The organism is Leptospira kobayashii (genome assembly GCF_003114835.2).
Lineage (GTDB): Bacteria > Spirochaetota > Leptospiria > Leptospirales > Leptospiraceae > Leptospira_A > Leptospira_A kobayashii.
Genome location: NZ_AP025028.1, coordinates 1339768 through 1358518, shown reverse-complemented (window position 1 = coordinate 1358518; position 18751 = coordinate 1339768). Strand labels below are relative to the sequence as shown.

The 18751-nt window shown below is 41.4% G+C and carries 12 protein-coding genes; 7 read left to right on the top strand and 5 right to left on the bottom strand.

Annotation, left to right across the window (positions count from 1 at the left end):
• Positions 1-108: 108 nt before the first annotated feature.
• From DI077_RS05980 to DI077_RS05965, 4 genes are read left to right on the top strand one after another with little or no spacing between them, the layout of a single operon-like run.
• Complete coding sequence (locus DI077_RS05980; RefSeq protein WP_109018982.1) at positions 109-1458, top strand: di-heme oxidoredictase family protein; 1350 nt, start codon at positions 109-111, stop codon at positions 1456-1458.
• Positions 1455-2609 (top strand): imelysin family protein, encoded by a 1155-nt coding sequence (locus DI077_RS05975; protein WP_109018695.1) that lies wholly within the window; start codon positions 1455-1457, stop codon positions 2607-2609. The genes DI077_RS05980 and DI077_RS05975 overlap by 4 nt, the downstream gene beginning before the upstream one ends.
• Positions 2596-3900, top strand: coding sequence for an HTTM domain-containing protein (locus DI077_RS05970; RefSeq protein WP_109018694.1), 1305 nt, complete (start codon positions 2596-2598; stop codon positions 3898-3900). The genes DI077_RS05975 and DI077_RS05970 overlap by 14 nt, the downstream gene beginning before the upstream one ends.
• Positions 3897-6311, top strand: a complete 2415-nt coding sequence (locus DI077_RS05965) for a TonB-dependent receptor family protein (protein ID WP_109018693.1) — start codon at positions 3897-3899, stop codon at positions 6309-6311. The genes DI077_RS05970 and DI077_RS05965 overlap by 4 nt, the downstream gene beginning before the upstream one ends.
• A gap of 50 nt (positions 6312-6361) precedes the next feature.
• Here DI077_RS05965 and DI077_RS05960 read toward each other — a convergent pair whose 3' ends face one another.
• The 3 genes from DI077_RS05960 to DI077_RS05950 form a co-directional block, all read right to left on the bottom strand.
• Complete coding sequence (locus DI077_RS05960) at positions 6362-6925, bottom strand: TetR/AcrR family transcriptional regulator (RefSeq protein WP_109018692.1); 564 nt, start codon at positions 6923-6925, stop codon at positions 6362-6364.
• An 87-nt stretch (positions 6926-7012) separates the two neighbouring features.
• Positions 7013-8131, bottom strand: a complete 1119-nt coding sequence (locus tag DI077_RS05955) for an acyltransferase family protein (RefSeq protein WP_109018691.1) — start codon at positions 8129-8131, stop codon at positions 7013-7015.
• Position 8132: 1 nt separating this feature from the next.
• Positions 8133-9014 (bottom strand): LBF_1199 family protein, encoded by an 882-nt coding sequence (locus DI077_RS05950; protein WP_109018981.1) that lies wholly within the window; start codon positions 9012-9014, stop codon positions 8133-8135.
• Between the two features lie 146 nt (positions 9015-9160).
• Here DI077_RS05950 and DI077_RS05945 point away from each other — a divergent pair, with 146 nt between their 5' ends.
• The 3 genes from DI077_RS05945 (at position 9161) to DI077_RS05935 (ending at position 12195) form a co-directional block, all read left to right on the top strand.
• A complete protein-coding gene (locus tag DI077_RS05945; RefSeq protein ID WP_109018690.1) occupies positions 9161-10678 on the top strand; it encodes an FAD-dependent monooxygenase in 1518 nt (505 codons plus the stop codon).
• A complete protein-coding gene (locus DI077_RS05940; protein ID WP_109018689.1) occupies positions 10671-11234 on the top strand; it encodes a TetR/AcrR family transcriptional regulator in 564 nt (187 codons plus the stop codon). Before DI077_RS05945 ends, DI077_RS05940 begins: the two co-directional genes overlap by 8 nt.
• Before the next feature lie 67 nt (positions 11235-11301).
• Complete coding sequence (locus DI077_RS05935) at positions 11302-12195, top strand: c-type cytochrome (protein WP_174705611.1); 894 nt, start codon at positions 11302-11304, stop codon at positions 12193-12195.
• A gap of 41 nt (positions 12196-12236) precedes the next feature.
• On the opposite strand, the gene DI077_RS05930 is transcribed toward DI077_RS05935, so the two are convergent.
• Together DI077_RS05930 and DI077_RS05925 are read right to left on the bottom strand one after the other, a co-directional pair.
• Complete coding sequence (locus DI077_RS05930) at positions 12237-12680, bottom strand: hypothetical protein (RefSeq protein ID WP_109018688.1); 444 nt, start codon at positions 12678-12680, stop codon at positions 12237-12239.
• 12 nt (positions 12681-12692) lie between these two features.
• Positions 12693-18557: a TIGR04388 family protein gene (locus DI077_RS05925; RefSeq protein ID WP_242935377.1), complete on the bottom strand. Its 5865-nt coding sequence runs from the start codon at positions 18555-18557 to the stop codon at positions 12693-12695.
• Between the last annotated feature and the right edge of the window lie 194 nt (positions 18558-18751).

The following is an 18751-nucleotide window of genomic DNA, read 5'->3' as shown; positions in this document are numbered from 1 at the left end:
ATATTACTGATACAGACAAGCCTCTTCCTAGGGGCTTGTTCCCATCCGTTCCAAGAGAAAGATAAAAAAAATCCGACTGCCGAATGGACTGCACTTGCCTACTATCTTATGAATGCAAACCAAGACGATCCCAGAGAGGCTTATTCGGGAGGAGATACTACTACGTTTGATACTACGGTAAATGCATTCGATTTGATTGCAAATAATGTGGATGATATTGACCGTTTGGTTCGTTTCGACAATGGAAATGCGAATTTTAATTTGAATTGGGTTCCCGTCGGAAGCACAGCATTGCAGGGACTCGGCCCCACTTTCAACAGTACATCTTGCAACGGATGCCATGTAAGAGACGGAAGAGGAAAACCTCCCGACGACGGCACAAACCTCACTACCATGCTGATTCGAATCGGAAAGACGGGAGAGATACATCCTGTCACCGGAGGAAACGTGGGACTAGACAACTTCGGAACACAATTAAATCCAAGAGGAATCATAGATAATAACGGAAATACAATTCCCGGAGAAGGCTCCGTCCATATCACCTATCAGGAGATAGTCGGAATATTTCCGGACGGAGAAACATATTCTTTAAGAAAACCCACTTATACGATCAACTGGAATACAACAGGACTGGGAGTGGCAGCACCTGCAAGTTTCGAACTTTCTCCCAGAACCGCCCCCATTATACCTGGGTTAGGTCTTCTGGAAGCAATCCCCGAGACAAAATTAACGGAATGGGCGGATCCGAACGATTCCAACGGAGACGGAATCAGCGGAAAAATTAATCTTGTTTGGGATAGAGCCACTTCATCGGCAAAAGTGGGAAGGTTCGGCTGGAAAGCCGGTCAACCGAATTTGCGCCAACAAAATGCGGAAGCATTCTTAGGTGATATCGGACTTACAAATCCTCTTTTTCCGACGAATGACTGTCCCGGATCGCAGACCGATTGTGCCGCAAGTCCCGCATTATCGGAATTGGAGGTAAGTGAAGTCAGGCTGGGACTCGTTTCATTTTATACAAGTTTGGTGGGAGTTCCGGGAAGGAGAGGATGGAAACTGGACACAGTCAAAAAGGGAAAAGTATCTTTTTTGGAAATCGGTTGTGCCAATTGCCATAAACCTTATGTGATCACGGGAGAACATACTACCAGAGAAATCTCCAACCAAGACATTCGCCCTTATACGGATTTGTTATTGCATGATATGGGAGAAGGACTTGCAGACAATCGCGGAGAGTTCCTTGCAAACGGCAGAGAGTGGAGAACTCCCCCTCTCTGGGCCATCGGACTTATCAAACAAGTAAACCAACATGAATTCTTTCTTCATGACGGACGCGCTCGAGGATATCAGGAAGCTATTCTTTGGCACGGAGGAGAAGCGGAGTCCGCCAAACAAAAGTTTATGCATTTGTCCAAAGAAGATCGTTCCAATATCATTCTGTTTTTAAAATCCTTATGAAATTAAAAAATCCGATTCTATTCGTTTTGATTTTACTCACTTGCCAAAAGCATCAAAACAAAGCTACCGAAGACGCAAACCTCCAAGGATCTCTTCTAACACTCGCTACAGTATTTAGGACCAGTGATTTTTTAAAAAACACCGCTGAAAATGTAATCCTTCCCTCCTACCAAAGGCTTCAAACGGAAACAAAGTCGTTTCAAAACATCTGCGCCGGCTTCAAAACAAACCCGACAACGAATCACCTAGATGAAATCCGTAGCCAATGGAGAATCGTTTGGAAACAGGTAAAAAGAGTGGAATTTTACAGATTCGGTCCCGCAGAAAACGTATTAAACGGTTACGGGCAACTGGAAAGTTATACTCAAAAACTTCCCATTTCGCCTGCGGAAATAGAATCCGCAATCAACTCCAACTCCATTCCTTTCGGAGTTAAAAAATCAGGCTGGGGTGCGATCGAATATTTGCTCTTTAGTGGAATCGGGGGGAATTTTTCCTTAACTCAATTTCAAACGGATCCGAATCGGGGAACTTATCTTTGTAGAATAGCGGATAAGATGGTAACTGTATCCGAATTTCTCTCGGATTCCTGGAAAAAGGATACAGCCGAAAGTTTTTATCTTCAATTCCTTACTCCTGGAAGCGCAAGCAGTCCTTACGAGAGTCAGGCAGATGTTGTGGATGAACTGATGAACCAATCCATTTTTTTACTTACCTCCGTCATCGATACGAAGCTGGGACTTCCTTCGGGATTACTTGCCTCTTCTCATGGAGTGGAAAATTGGAATCAAAGGGAAAATCCTTATGCGGAAGCATCCCTTGAATCCGTTCGTTCCAACCTGGAATCGATTTTGTTTATCATGCAGGGAAGTCTGAACGAAAATACAAACAAGGGTTTTTCGAAGATTCTGGAATCGAAAGGTTCCGGTTTGGGAATTGAAATCGAATCCGAAATCCAAAACTCAATCCGAATGATAGATACATTGCAATCCAACTCAGTGTATTTCGGTTTGCAATATTCCTTCGTAAACCAGAACAAAGTTTTTCGGGATATATTCGAGTCTGTCAGAAAATTAAGAATTCAATTCTCTACGGGTGTAACATCCGCATTGGGAACAACCGTGGGAGTCTCATCGAATGACGGTGATTAACCTTCTTCAAAAAAGAGTGCCCTCCGAGATACTCGTTCATTTCAGAATCATCTATGGAATGTTGGGATTCATACTTGTCACCCGTTATCTTTTTAACGGATGGATCGAAGAATATTTTTTAAAACCGAAGGTATTCTTTCCCCATCTGATGGAATTAGATCCTTTACCATATCCATGGCCTTATTTACACGCTTGTGTTTTGTTACTTCTCTCTTCACTCATTAGTTTCGGGATCAAGACCAGATGGGCTCTCTCCTTTTTTCTTCCTCTCTTCTTTGCATTTCATTTTTTCGACAGAACCATTTTCTTAAATCATTACTATCTGTTTTTGTTATTCGGTCTTTTGTTATTTCTTTCTCCATTACCAGAAAGAAATGAAAAGATTTCTTTTATATGGATTTTGATCTTTCGGATTCAAATTCTAATTCCTTATTTTTTCGGAGGAATCGCAAAATTAAATCCGGAATGGTTACTGGAAGGTCAGCCTCTTCATATTTGGTGGTCTCGTTCGGAAGATATGAAATGGATCGGAAGTTATCTCGCCTTACGTGAAACGGGAATCCTTGTTAGTTGGATTGCCTGCATATTCGATCTGACGATCCCTTTCTTCCTTTCTATTCCGCACACCAGATACATAGCCTATTTATTTTTGATCGTATTCCATTTTCTGACAGGCCTTTTTTTTCCTTTGGGCATGTTTCCTTGGATGATGCCCCTTTTGGGGCTAGTCCTTTTTTCTCCTGAAATTCACGGGAAAGTGGGAGATTTTTTCTACAACAAAATTCCCCATTTGGATTTTTCACAGAAAACCAACAAACCTAAAGAATATCCTCTTAAAAAAGTGTATATTTTGTTATGTGGTATTTTGTTTTTATTCGAAATGTTTTTGGCAAATAGGCATCGGTTTTATCCGGGAAACCTATTTTGGACGGAAGAAGGATTTCGTTTCTCTTGGAATATCATGGTCGTGGAAAAGGCAGGGCATGCGGAATTTTGGATTCAAACGGATAAAAATAAAATTCCCGTCCGATTGAGAGATCATCTGAGCAATTTCCAAATCAAGATGATGTCGTATCAGCCGGATATGATCGAACAGTTTGCACGCTACTTAAAAAACGACTACATCCGGCAACATCCCGAAACAAAGAACATTCAAATTTATGCAAACGTATTTGTATCCGTAAACGGCAAAAGCCCGAAGCGTCTTGTCAATCCAAACTATGATTTGAGCGGGGACGTTACTCCAATGTTTAGAATTCCGAATTTCGTATTAAAAAATAATTATCCATGAATCCAAAATCAAATCAGATCACTTACTTTTTTTCCATTTGCATTTTAACTTACCTCTTATCTTTTTCCGTTCTTGCTCAATCGGAGAAATCGGAAGATGCCGATGAAAAGGAAAAACAAACCAAAGAAGAGCCGGGAATCAAAGTCATAGGTTCAAAAGATAAGGATCTGGCAAAGGTGCCCGGATCCGCTACGGTGATTTCAAAAAAGTATCTGGAAGAAACAAATCCGATGGATCCTTTGGAAACTCTCCGAAGGGTACCGGGAGCTTCCGTTCGTTTTCAAGATGCAGCCGGATTAACACCTAACATAGGTTTTAGAGGGGTGTCCAATGAAGAGACAAGGAAAACTCTGATCTTGGAAGACGGATTGCCGGTTTCCCTCTCCCCTTACGGACAACCCGAAACCTATTATTTCCCATCTATCGAAAGAGCGGAGAGAGTGGAAATTGTAAAGGGTTCGGGTTCCATTCTTTTCGGACCGAGTACAATAGGCGGAATCATCAATATTGTAACGAGAAAACCTCCATTAGAGCCGGCTTTTCAATGGAAATCCATGGGAGGAACAAACAGTTATTTCTCCAACTTACTTCGATATGGTGAGACATTCGGCAAACTTGGGATCGATACGACCGTATTCCGAAAGTCCGGGGACGGATATAGAGACCACCAATCCTTTCAAGTCAATGAATTAGATTTGAAACTACGTTATACTCTGGACAATGATTCCGCATTTACTTTTCGATTGCAAAGTCACGAACAAAAAGCGGAATCAACCTACCTCGGATTATCGCAAGGTCTATATAGGAAAAATCAGAAAATCAATCCGGCTGTATTCGATGAAAAAAAACTATCACGCATAGCGACCGTCATAGGATGGGAAACGTCTCCGCTTTCCTTCATCAAGGGAGGAATCCGAACCTATGGAAACCAATCCAGCCGTGACTGGGGAAGACAGGACTATCTGTTTGATAATCATACAAACGGTGGTTATTTGCCGCCACCCGGGGATACCTTGGGGGTTTACACACCATCCTTTATCGGGGCAAGGCCGGGAGACACGATATATTTGCGTGAAACTTACGGCCAGAGAAACCAGGACTTTCAGATATTCGGATTGGATGGGAGAGGAGAGTTCAGTTTTAAAACAAAAGAAATTTTGCATGAAATCGACTTCGGCGCCCGTGCTCACGGGGAAAAAAATCAAAACCGACTTTATTTAAGTAAAACAAAAGACTACCTAGGGTGGATCACCAGAAGAAATTTGCTGGATGATTTTACCGGAACAAACGCGGCAGACTTTCTTTATAAATCAACCAATCCCGACCAAACAAACAATCAACTGAGAAAAATCGAAGCTTATTCCGTTTTTTTACAGGATAGAATTCATTTAAGTAAAAACTTTCAACTCATTCCGGGAATCCGGCGTGAAGATATAAAACAAACAACTGTTACTATAAGAAGATCTCCTTCTCTTCAGGAACAATCGATCGGATTTGTATATCCCGGAGTTTCCTGGATAGAAACAAACGATAGTTCAACGGTAAGAACCAACATCTGGTTACCCGGAATCGGATTCGTCTATAAACTCGCGGAAAAAACGGATCTGTTCGGAGGAGTTCACAAAGCTTTTTCACCTCCTACTTTTTCTTCCGGCTTTGATCCTTACGGAAGAGGTTATAATCTCAAACCCGAAACCAGCACAAATTATGAAACGGGAATCCGTTCCAAACTTCCTCACTTTGTACGTTTGGAAACTGCAGTTTACAAAATGTTTTTCAGAGATCAAATCATCAATACGAATGAAGCCGGGTCGGAATTAGGAGCAAGACCTGCAAACACGGGATACTCCATTCACCAAGGACTGGAGTTTTCGCTCGGATGGGATATGGGAAAAACAATGCAAAGATCCTGGTCTTTGGAATGGGAATTCATCTATTCCAAAATAGATGCTCGCTCGCAATCAACACCTAACCTTATCTACTCGATAGACTATAACGGAAATTTGGTTTATGATACGAGACCTCTTTTAGTTACGGAAGGAAACAACACTTATTCCAGAGATACCAGAGGAAATCTGCTACCTTACGTATCCAGAGATAGCGGTGCCATAGCACTCGCCTTCTCTCATCCGAAAGGATTCTTTCTTCGCAATGAATTCCAATACGTAGGCAAACAATTCAGTGATTTGGAAAATACCGAAAACGAAACTCCGAACGGTTCCAGAGGAGTCATTCCCGAATACTGGCTTTGGAATATCGGCTCCGGATATAAGCCGGAAGGAGCGAATTGGTCTTTATTCATTACGGCAAAAAATATAGCGGACAAAAGGTACGTATCCGGTAGACTTCCCATCGGAATCCAACCGGGAACCTTTCGTCAGATCAATATAGGATTCAGTATCGACTTATGATCGGTCGGATTCGCCAGAAAGGATTAGCGGATAACTCGATTTAAACGATCTTAACGATTCTTTTTACTCGCGCAACTTGTCATTTGTTCCTTCATCCTCTCCACTACCTTGCGATCCTTAGTAAGAGAATAAAGACGAAGGCCGCCCAGATAAAGCATATAAAGTTCCAAACTCAAAGACTTGATTCCATCCTGTTTCAAATCAGATCTAAACCGTAGAATGCAAATCTCGATCGTATCGAGTACATACTGAATCGCTTCCGTTCGATAAGGATCGAATTGACTTAAATGGGAAACTTCACCTGAAAATAAAGCGATGGGACAATCCTTTCTGGATGAATTTCTTTGGTTTCTCAGAATAAAATTCACCCATTTTTCGATAAAGTCTTCCAAAGAGACCGACTTGTCCAACACCTTCAACATAACAACTCTTTGCTGAAGAGAAAGATAATTCAAATACTCGTAACCGATCTCGTCTTTCGATTTAAAATGATCGTATAAGGTCTTTTTGTAAGCACCGGCTTTTTCCAAGATCTCCGAGATTCCCGTAGCTTGGAATCCTTTCTCACGGAAAAGAGTAAATGAACTTTCTAAAATTCTCTCTTTTGGTTTCATATATATAAAAATTACCTTAGATCGATGGTTGCTTAGTCCGCATTCAGCTAGACCGACTAGTTCACTTTTACAGATAAATTCAGTGGGTCAATTCGAATTCCCTACGGGGGTCCGAAATCTCTCCCGAATCCGACTGAAAAATTCATAAATTTTCAATAAGATCCAGACAACTAGAATCATTAAGATCGAAAATAGGAAACTTGCGAGATAGGTATCGTTCGTAATGAAAACAAATCTTTGAAATATATTTTTTCGAAAAAGAGAATAAACCTGCAATCTGGCAACAATACCGGTAAATACAAAAACAAACAAAGCGTATTTTCCGTATAACGAAAGCCAGTGAAAGACGGAGCGATTGTATTTTCCTACAAACTCAAGCAATTGATAAAGAAACTGCGAAATTCCAGCAGTCAAAAACACAAAAGAAATAGACCATAATGTTTTATTCAAAGGAATCAAATAGGAAACCGCGATTCCTAAAAGAATGAAAACTACGGAACTAAAAATCGAAACCATTGGCGCTCTGAAGGATGAGTCATTCGTTTGATTTTGACTTCGAAGGCCTAATAAAAATCCGAATAAGACCGTGGATAAAGCGGGAATTGTACTCAGACAACCTTCCGGATCCAAAGGGGATGTTTCCTTCCAAACATGTGCTCCGAATAACAGTCGATCGGTAAATGATGCCCAGTTGTTTTTTGGATCCAAAAGCGGAAAATCGGCATTCAAACCGATTGTATCTTCGTTCGGAATCGTAAACCATACAAAAAAACTATAAAGAAACAAACCGCTTATCACAAAGAAAATAAATCGTCGAAGCCCCAGGGTATACAGCAAAACCGTTGTTAATAAATAAACGATGCCGATCCTTTGCAATACCCCCGGAATTCGAAAATTTTCCCAGGAAAACTTGGGAAAAAGATTCAGAAAGAGTCCTAAAAAGATAAGAATGCATGTGCGTATGAGGATTTTTTCCCATTTTAAAACGGGGGTTCCTTCTCTTTTGTAACCGAAAGATATGCTGAAACCGACAATCCATAAAAATAAGGGGAATACAAGATCCGCCAATTGAAATCCGTTCCAGGCTGCATGTTTGAAAGGAGAATATTGATACGACCAGGAACCGGGAAGGTTTACGATTAACATCAAAAAGACGGCAAGACCGCGAAGTGCATCCAAACTGGAATTGCGATCGCCGATCGACATGTTAAATGAAGGTACCGAACTGTTTATAATTTACCAAAGTAGAACGGATGATTCCTTCTTCCCATTCGTCCAAAATCACATGACTTCCCTTTAAGTAGGAAATGATTCCCGCTCTGTCTTCTTCTCCCACTTTAATCAATTCATATAATATCAGTGAAATTCGTTTCGAATCTCTCTCTTTGGGAATTTGTTTTCGTTCCGTAAGCAGATCGAATTTGTCTTTAAGGTTGGTGGCAAAAAGTTCCCACTCCCGAATCCCTTCCAAAATATCCTTTAGGATTTTTGCCTTTTCATCCCCTACTTCATCATCTGTGATTTTTCTGGAAACCAACATCAGACGTAAATAGATATAAAGAGTGGGACTATTCAAAAGGATGGTTCTGATTTCCTGTTCTTTCAAATTTACGAATATTCCAACTAATGCATGTATGGTTTTTTCGTTTTGCTCCAGAATATCGAAATAAGACTCCCAAGTTTGCGCATCCAAATTGGCAAGTAAATGGATTTTCAAAGTAGGATCTTTGTCCATCTCTTCAGCTAACGAAAGAATACGAAGACTTTGTTCGGAGTCGATCAAATTTTTTACCTGAGCGAAATATACGTTGGAATCAAAATGGCCTTGGAGGATTTGTTTTCCATACCCGAAGTAGATAAATCGCAACAACAGCCAGGGAGGAAAATCCGAATGGTTCAAAAGGATTCTGGTTTCGGATTCGGAACGATAGAGCCAAAGGTATTCGAATACCAGATCAATCAGCGAATCATCCTTGTGAAATGCCTCAACCCAATCCTTTAAAAAACATTCTTCGTGGATCTGGCGGAAAAAATTGATCATCTCAATGGGTGAAGCGTTCATCCAGAAATCGGATTTTTTCCATCGCATAACGTTCATTTGCAAAGGGAAAAGAACGAAGGTCAAGCAGATTCAGGGCAAATTCCCTTCCAATATAGCCAAATTAGGATATTCGATTGTTTTTTTACAGGTAAACTACTTGACACTATTTTAGTTTACCTATCTACATTGTCCCTATGAAACTCTCGGAAACTGAAGTATTGATCAGCGGAGCTGGTCCGACCGGTTTATTTGCCGCCTGCCAATTAGCCCAATGGGGAATCCAATTTCGAATTATAGAAAAAGGTTCGGCTTTTTCCAATTTTTCCAGGGCGCTCGCCATCCAGGCGAGGACATTGGAAATCTTCGAACAAATCGGAATCGCCGAAAAGGTAATTTCGCAAGGGGAAAGAATCAAAGGAATTTTACTTTTATTCAAAAACAAAATGGCAATCGGCGATCTGGGAGATTTAGGCGAAGACATTACCCCATATCCTTTTTTACTCGTCCTTCCCCAAGACAAAACGGAAAAAATCCTGGCAGAACATTTGGAAAAACAAGGGGGAAAAGTGGAATGGCAAACCCAATTGATCTCTCTGCAAGAAAAACCCGACTCCATCTCTGGGATCATCAGCGGACCGAATGGAGAAGAGAAAATCCAAGCTCAGTACATCATCGGTGCAGATGGAGCACATAGTACGGTTAGGCACAGTCTGGGAATAGAGTTCATAGGTGATTCTTATGAACATAATTTTTATCTGGGAGATTTGGAAGTTCATTGGGAACTACCACGCGGTTATGCGGTCCTTTCTCCTGCGGAAGAAGGGCTCAATGGATTTTTTCCCATGCCGGGAGAGTTGCGATACAGAGTGCTCGGGATTATCCCCGAATCGGAAGAAGGTAAAAAAGTAGATCTAGGTTTGGTTCAAAAAATCTTAGACGAAAGAGTTCCCGTACAGGTTCGTGTTTCAGATCCGCATTGGTTGTCCCAGTACAAATTGCACCATAGATTCGCAAAATCCTTTCGACAAGGAAGAGCGTTTTTATGCGGAGATGCGGGTCATATACATAGCCCCGCCGGAGGCCAAGGAATGAATACCGGGCTTCAGGATGCTCACAACCTTGCATGGAAATTAGCATCTGTTTTGCGAAAAAAAACATCATCCCATATTTTAAATTCCTACGAAGAAGAAAGACTTCCTTTTGCGAAACAATTAGTAACGGAGACAGATCGGCTTTTCACTCTTATGACAGGTCAAAAACGAATTTCCAAACTGATCAGGAGATTCATTCTGCCGTTTTTAGTTCCGGTTTTATTTTCCTTTCCCATGATAAGAAGAAAAATATTCAAACGGATTTCCCAAACTCAAATTTCATACAAGAATAGCTTATTATCGGAAGCAGTCTCATCCAAATTATCGGGTATTAGATTGCCACATGCAAAACTTTCCACAGGTGAATCGGTTTTAAACAAAATAGACAATTCGAATTTTCATCTGATCCTTTTGGAAAATGTAAAACTTGATCACCTGGATTCTGTATGGCCCGGATTGAAAATACATACTCTGACACCCGGATCGGAGCCGAACTTTGCAAAAGCGGTAAGGATGAAAAAAGGAATGATTTTAGTACGCCCGGACCAATACATAGCCTTCCAAAGTGAAAAAATTTCAATTCCCGGTTTAAAACGGTATTTTGCAAAAATCAATGTTTAAGCGCATATTAGAAAATACATTACTTCTTTTTTTATCCAAAGGGTTTAACAAAGTGAATACGGATGAAATTGCTTCGTCTGCGGGAATTAGCAAAAGAACTCTTTACCGTTACTACTCCTCAAAAGAGAAATTAATCACGGACGTTATTGAATTTTTTAAAGCCCAGATCCACTCCAAGATTGATGAAGTTCTGATAAGGGATGATCTTTCCCCTATTGCAAAATACAGAATGATCCTGTCTCATGTGGCAAAGTCGACTTCCAAAGTTTCCAAAAACCTTCTCGTTGATATTCAAAAAGAAAGGCCCGATATATTTGAAGGGATTGTGGAGTTCAGAACCAATAATATTAAGAGCCTAGCCTCCTTGTTGCAGGAAGCGCAAAACCAAGGGGACCTGCGTTCCGATTTGGACCCCAGTTTTGCAACAGACATTCTAATCGGGACTATCAATAATATACTTACTCCGGAATATCTGATTCATCATAATTTTTCTTTCGAAGAAAGTTTAGAAACGATAATATCCATATTTCTGGAGGGGGTTTTAGCGAGAAAATAAAAGTAAGAACAATATCTACGATAAATAAAAATAAAATATTAATATATCCGAATATAGGAAATCAATTATGAAACAAACTCTAAAATGGATTCTATCCATTTTCTTAACACTATTTATTCTACTGATCGGAGGAATGACATTCGTATATTTTTTAAGCAATACACGAATGAATCGGACTTTCCCAGTAATCGAAGGAACTATTTCCATACCGACAGATGTATCTTCCAAAGAAGAAGGAAAACGACTTTTTCTCTCCAGAGGATGTATTGATTGCCATGGTAAAAACTTAGCCGGACAAGTATTTATCGATGATCCGGCTATGGGTCGCTTTACTGGCACTAACCTAACAAAAGGACTAGGCGGTCTGGAGGAAAAAACGACCGACTTCGACTTGGCACGTGGAATCCGGCAAGGAGTGGCGTTTGACGGAAGAGCACTTCTTTTTATGCCATCCAGTGATTTCCAAGGAATGAGCGATGAGGAAGTAGGTAAATTGATCGCTTATATCCGTAGCGTCCCTCCGGTGAATCATCAAATAGAGCAGCAAAAAGTCGGCCCCTTAGCCCGGATTTTATTCGTATTGGGTGAGCTTCCCTTACTTGTATCTGCGAATATCATAAACCATTCCGTCTCCGCACCCAAGCAGGTAAAGGCAGCTCTCACACCGGAATACGGTCGTTATGTGGCAGCAACATGTTCAGGATGCCATGGTCCTGAATTCTCGGGAGGTCCTATTCCCGGAGCTCCTCCTGATTGGCCTCATGCGCAAAACATCACTTCCACAGGAATCGGTCATTGGACTGAATCGAATTTTATCCAAGCCATCCGAACGGGAATTCGCCCGGATGGATCAAAGATACGCCCTCCTATGTCCTGGCAAAATCTAGGGTATATGAATGATTTGGAATTAAAGGCAATTTGGTTGTTCTTAAATACTTTGCCGACGAAAACGAATAAATGAACGTTTAATATCCGATAAATTAACATAAATTTTATGACAAATCAGCATTTTTTAAAAATAGGGAACTTGCTACAATCATTTCTAATCGTATAATTTATGTTACGCTTTTCTAACTCTTCGCAAATCAGCGAAGAGACTTTTTTTGCTGATTCACCGATATCCGAATTACCCGAATTTCTAAAAATAATTTGTATCTCACCGGAATCATTGTCAAAATCAATAATCAATCGGGACTCTTTCAAATATTGATTGAACGCAGAAGTCCAAAGTAATTCATCATTTTCAATGAAACCCTGCTCGGAGATACCTAGGTCTCTCGCAACCGGTTGAATTATATCGAAAATTACTTTTTTCTTTAGCTCTTTCTTTTCACCAATCCCGGCAGACAGAACTTTAATCTCGATTACACTCCCTTGCGCGGGTCCACCCATAAGTATGATGGCAATTGAAGAAACAAGTATATAACCGATATACTTTTCAATCATTCGAATATTATACTATTTTGTTCCATTGGCTGTTACTTTTGCCGCAGGTTTATGCTCACCTTCTAACAATCCTATGATAGCAAAGAGGGGGGTTCCAATTAAAGTATAGGCTGCCCCAATCGGCCCGACCCATTGCTTGGACGGCGTTGTTGTCCAATTTCTTTTTATCCAATCAATCTCATTCATGTCGTTATCATGATGAAAAGATGCAACGTCACCTTGATTGATTTGCATGCTTTGGTCCTGTCCGAAATAATCAGTCCCCCAGTTTGCTCCTCCGAAACTTCCATAATCCAAAATAACCGCGTCCTTAATCAATCTGGCGATAGCACCATGTATATAAGTTGGTTTCATATCTTTCAATTCCGGATCATAATTTCCTAATTCAGGAATCAAGCCTAAGGTAAGAATATTTGTAATATCCCTTAATGTAGTAATGCTGGTTCCAAAAAGTCCCATTCCTAGAGCAGCTATGTCTCTTACTAAAATATCTCCCATATTAAAAAGCCCTTTTCCAAGCTCGGATAAACCGGCCCGAAAAGATCCTGCTTGGCCTAAGGTAACTACATCGGCAGCAGCGGAAAAAGTACCGGAAATAATATCTCCTCCAGCACCTAACAACCCACCAAGGAGAGGAATATTTCTCAAAACATTACCTAAACTGGAAGTATTTGCAGAAGCAACAGCCAGATTCTGAGCGGCATTAATATTATCTTGAGCCCAATTCATTTCCGCCATTTGGAATCCGTTTGAAGTATTTGTTCCGATATTGACTCCATTCGTTACCAACGAAGACGATAAACCGTTCTGACTAGCATTTAAAGAAAGTCCTACCTTACTTTTCGAATCAGTATAAGAGAGACCACCGGAAACACCTCCTCCATCCAAGTCATAATTAGCAGAAATATTAAGGCCGTCTCTCGGCCCCTTACCTGCGTTATAACTTACACCCACCGTTGATGTTCCTCCTGTTGTATGGTTAATGGTTAGCTGTGTGCCAAGCGGACCACCGGAAGAAAGAGAGACTGAACTTGGTCCTCTTTGCGAAAATGAAAAAGAGGCATTATTGACTTTATTGCCCAACCCTATGCTACCTCCCCAACCTGTATCTTTGTCATAGGTTACTCCAAGTCCCAATCCAACTTTTTCGCTAGCTGTTCGCAATGCGTCTGCTATACTATTGCCTTGGAATGCTCCTGCTGTAACCATTCCCAAAGCACCGTTTGCAGCACCGGCGAGTGCTCCTTCCCATCCGTTCCTTGCACCATCCACGACTTGGACCGCACCTTTAATGACAGCAGCGCCGACATTGGCGGCCACATTGGCGCTTGCACCAAAAGCAGTACCTATTGAACTCATTGCACCTCGCACTACCGAACCCAAAGCTCCCGCCGCTCCCAATGTAGCGGCCGTAGTAACGGCAGTTATAACGGTAGACTTGATCGCTGCATTTTGTGCCTTTTTATCCGCTTTCTTCTGTTTTATCCTGCCGTATTCTTTACGGAACAAAGCATTGGTTACATCCTTATCCCATCCGGTAGCGGCCGCTAGTTGATCGACTACCATACGTTGACCGAGTTCCTCTACGATTCCTTCCTTGTCTTTAGGAGTGGAGGAAGTATAACTGAGTGCTCCCAATTTCATACCGAACATTTGGTTGGCATATGCTTCGCTCCGCAATTCATCTGCAGTAACATCCAAATTGCCCGAATAGAGTATTTTATTTCCGTCGCTCAACATCTCCTGGATGTCTCTTTCTTTTGCTCCGAATGCAACTGCAGCGGTTTTGATGATTCCCCCCACTGCCCCGACCACTTGCGAACCTATGTTCCCAAGTGGATTTGCATTTGCCGCCCTTCTTGCTTTTTTAGCTTTCTGTGAGCCCACATAGTCATTTACCAAAGTAGTGGCAACTTCAGGAGGTATGCCTGTTGCCGTTGCAATTGCTTGCGATGCGTAATTTTTTATTATGGATTCCTCGTTTGCTTTGATTTCACTCATAGCATTTTTGGCACCGAGCATCTTTTCCGATTGTTCGCCTATATAGTCTGCCGCTTTCTTCGTCGCTTCCGCTGCCAACATAGTTGTAGGACTTAAAATTGCTCCGATGGTATTTCCAAGAGGGCCTAAAGCCTTTGTGACTGATCCGATTGTATCCGATACCACCCCCGCGACCTTCGTTACAATTCCGGTTCCAACAGCTAACACAGCTCCTGCGGCTCCGAAAGTAACGTTATTTGCAACTTCCATCACCGTACTGAATGATTTACTTACCATATTTTCCAAAGAACGGATTGGGTTACTGATGGACATTGTATTGGCTCTCTTTTTCATCTTATCAGCCTGCATACGTCCTCGTATAAGACTGATTAGGTCGGCAACCTTTTGTATGTCCGCTTCACTTCCTCCCGTGCCGCGGATAAATGCTTCGGCAAGTCCTGAGTTGATTTTATCTTCGATCTGACTTTTAATGGAAGCAGTGACTCCGGCCATCCCTCCGGAAATATAAGCCATAACCAATTCTTTGATCATCTCATCGGTTTCTTCTTGTACTGCTTTCTTTTGTTGGAATAATTTTTCGTTTTTGGATTCGACATCACGAATGACCGAAGTTGCCTGCGTAAGCATCTTGGAATCCTGTGCCAGGCTCTTCGTATAAAAATCATTCATCACTTGGCTTGCTTGAGTATCTATATCATTCCAAACGTCTTGCCCCCATTCCGCAAACAAGTCGGTGCCTTTAGGGGCTACCACAGGCGCTACTTTGGAAAGACTGATGTATCTGGATTCGGTTTGCGTTCCGGAGATATACTGCCCCGCATTGTTTGTGCCTCCGATGCTTCCATTACTAATGATCTTGGATAATGTAACTCCACCGGTTTTATCGTAAGAAATAGTAAATTCCTGTTTGAGCAAATCCTTACACTTGGAAGGGTCCACATAACATACACTTGCTGTTTGTTTCTCAGTATCGGTTAAAGTCAATCCTTCCGTTTGTCCCAATCTGATTTTATCCTCACGGGAAAGGGATTTAACGATCATTCCATTTTGGATCTCATAACCTTGGGCGGCGAGTTTGTCTATATCCGATTGGAATTTCGCTTTGTAATCATCCGACTGAAGTTTGGACATCCTTTGTTCTTCCGCCTGACAAGCAGCATAATCCGTTGTTCCTGCAATACAGAACTGATCGAATTTTAGACCTTTGTATTCGTAGGTGGATAATTTCTTTAGAATATCGGTTACTTCCTGGTTGGAGAGATTCCCTATGGTTCCGTTTAATTTCAAAGAACCTGTCTCATCCAATTTAGCACTCCATTTGGAATCCCAATTCACCTGATATGCCATTTGATTGACCGCTTTTTCCTGTTCCGCCTTTGCCGCACTGGAATTGTTTTCGTTAAGAGAAAGCAGCTGAGAATATTGATAAACACCATTCGCCGTTTTCCCAAAAACTTCTGTTAGGTCCTTGCCATCGACACTCAGACTGGTATCTATTTTCTTTTCATTCGCAGCACCTAGAATGCTGAATTTTTGCGTAGTAAAGGATGTTTCTCCTCCCGCAACATCCGTATTTTTCGGAGTGATTCCGGTGGAATTAAAAGCTGCTTGCTGCAAAGAACCGAAAGTTCCGTTGGAGAAACCTCCCGTAGAAGCACCGATTCCATATCGGATGGTCGAGTCGGAGATATCATTAAACGCTTGTTTGATTCCACCGGAAAATGCAAGTTTATTTCCCAGCTCGCCTTTTGTTATGTTTCCAATGGAATAATCCGCTCCTAAATTTCCAATCTGAGCGAAAGGATCCAATTGTTTTTGAATTCCGGTATCGGCAAGAGCGGGCTCGTATCTTTTTGTAGTGTCTGTAAATGTAAATTCAGTACTAGCCAAAGTATCCAATTTATTATTATAATTATCCAATATGGACTGGGTGCCTGTTGCGATATTAATTCCTGAGGAGACGGAACTATTTACAGCTTGAATGGAACTTGCGACCGATTGTGCATTCTGTCCGCCTGACGAAGAAGCGTTTGAATACAACTGATCCCATTGGTTCAATCCCGCATTTCTTTCCGCTTCCATCTGATTCAACCAAGCTGATTTTTTACTCTCCAAATCCGCCATAGAGTTTTCATAATCAGCTTGTGCCTGGGCTTTCAAAGCATCTGCACTTGTTTTCCACTGTTCGTAAAACGAATTATAGCTCGCCACCTGCGATTCCCAATTTCCTATAGCAGGCGTTATATTATTTTGATATTGAGCCAATTGGCCGTTGAGAGAAGTGTAATTTCCATTCCAATAAGTTGCCAATGCTTGTGCGTTCGGATCGTACATTTCATAAACTACCTGATAACCGATCCTACCCATCTGGAACCAGTTGATCCAATAAGCGGGAGGACTTACGATAAACCTTTCTGCACCCCAATTCCAAGTGGCGGCCCCGTCCCGGTTTAAATTCATTTCGGTATTCAGTGCGCGGAAATAAGCCCATCCGTCTCCGTTGGAGCCGCCGTTCCAATCCGTATAAACATTCGTTGCAAGAACCGTTGCAGTCCTACCGCCACCTATTTGAGATTCGATGATTCCTTTGATATTGGCGCTGTTTCCGTTGGTAATCGATCTGATCATGGTCTCGATGAATGGATCCACAATACCTGAAAATATACCGCTCGTATCAACTCTCCATTGTGAAGTTTGCGAAGACTGCAAATCATAGAATGAAAGAGTCCCGTTATTCACTGCAGTAATCAAACTGCTTACATTTCCTAATCCGTAAGTCGAAGGAGGGTTCAACGATGTTTGAGTCGTAGTCACCTGATTGGAATAATCAATTTGCGTTAGTCGGGCCGCGTTTGTCTGATTGGACAGAAAGCTGTTGATTTCGGAGGAAATAGTAGTAAGCACATTGGAAGAATCCAGGTTTTGATTGTTCAAAACCGTATTGAGTCTTGCAACCAGATCGTTCAATGTCTGACCGGCCGTATTCAATCCTCCGTTGTTTCCGTCACGATAGAGACAAGAGGTAGCTTGGTTGCAAGGTTGATCGATCATTCCCTGGAATTGACCGACCATTCCCCTGATCGCATCTTTAACAACTGTTTTGTACGAATCGATAGCGGACAAATTGTCCGTAAAAGTCGCTTCCGAATCATTCATCGATTGCAGGAAGGAGTCGTATTTGTTTTGAATCGTATTTAAAGAATTGGCAAAATCGTTCAAACCCGCTTGATAACTTTGATTGAAATTCGTATTCCAATTATTGGCAGCGGAAGCTATTTGTCTCTGTAATTCCTGGGTGCTTGCATTCGGATCCTGCGGTTGGTTGAAAGTTCCTTGAATTCCCAAACGACTCAAATAAGACTGATCCACCCGGTCGGTATTCAATTTCAATACAAACTCGTTTCTATTTTCCAGTAATTGAAGATTCGCCTGATTTTCCCAAATATTCAACGCGGCGATCTTTTGCGAGTCCAGCTCTTTGAAAACATAGTCTTTATAAGCATCCACGGAATTGAAAGCATCGCTCGTTGTAATGCTATCCACATAATTGTAAATAGCATCATCCGCAGCAGCTTCCCAGTATGCCCGAAGCACTCCTTTGTAATAAGTCACTTGATCCGTCCAGGCACTTAATGAATTTAAAAAATAACTCTGACCATATACCTGATTCATTAAATTAGAGTTATACGCTTCCATCTGCAGTTGAGGGATCACCTCCTGAGATGCGATGGAGCCGGCAAACAGTAGGGAAAAAAGAAAGGCGAAAAGACTGAGACTTGCCTGGATTTTGGTAGTAAGCGAATACGAATCCTCTGCGACTGATAAAGTTTCTTCCTGAAGAGAAGGTTTTACTTTTTTAGAGAGAGTAGTGAACATACTTTTAACCCTTCGTTTGCGTTATTGCTAAATAAAAAAATACTTTTTGACTGGAGTTTTAATTAATCTATTTGATTTTCATAATATTCGATACTTCAAGTTCAGAATTATAGTTACTACGGGGACTGGGTCAAAAGAAAAAAGAAAATAGGATATTTTTTTTATTTAAAAAAAATATATTTTTCGAATAAAAA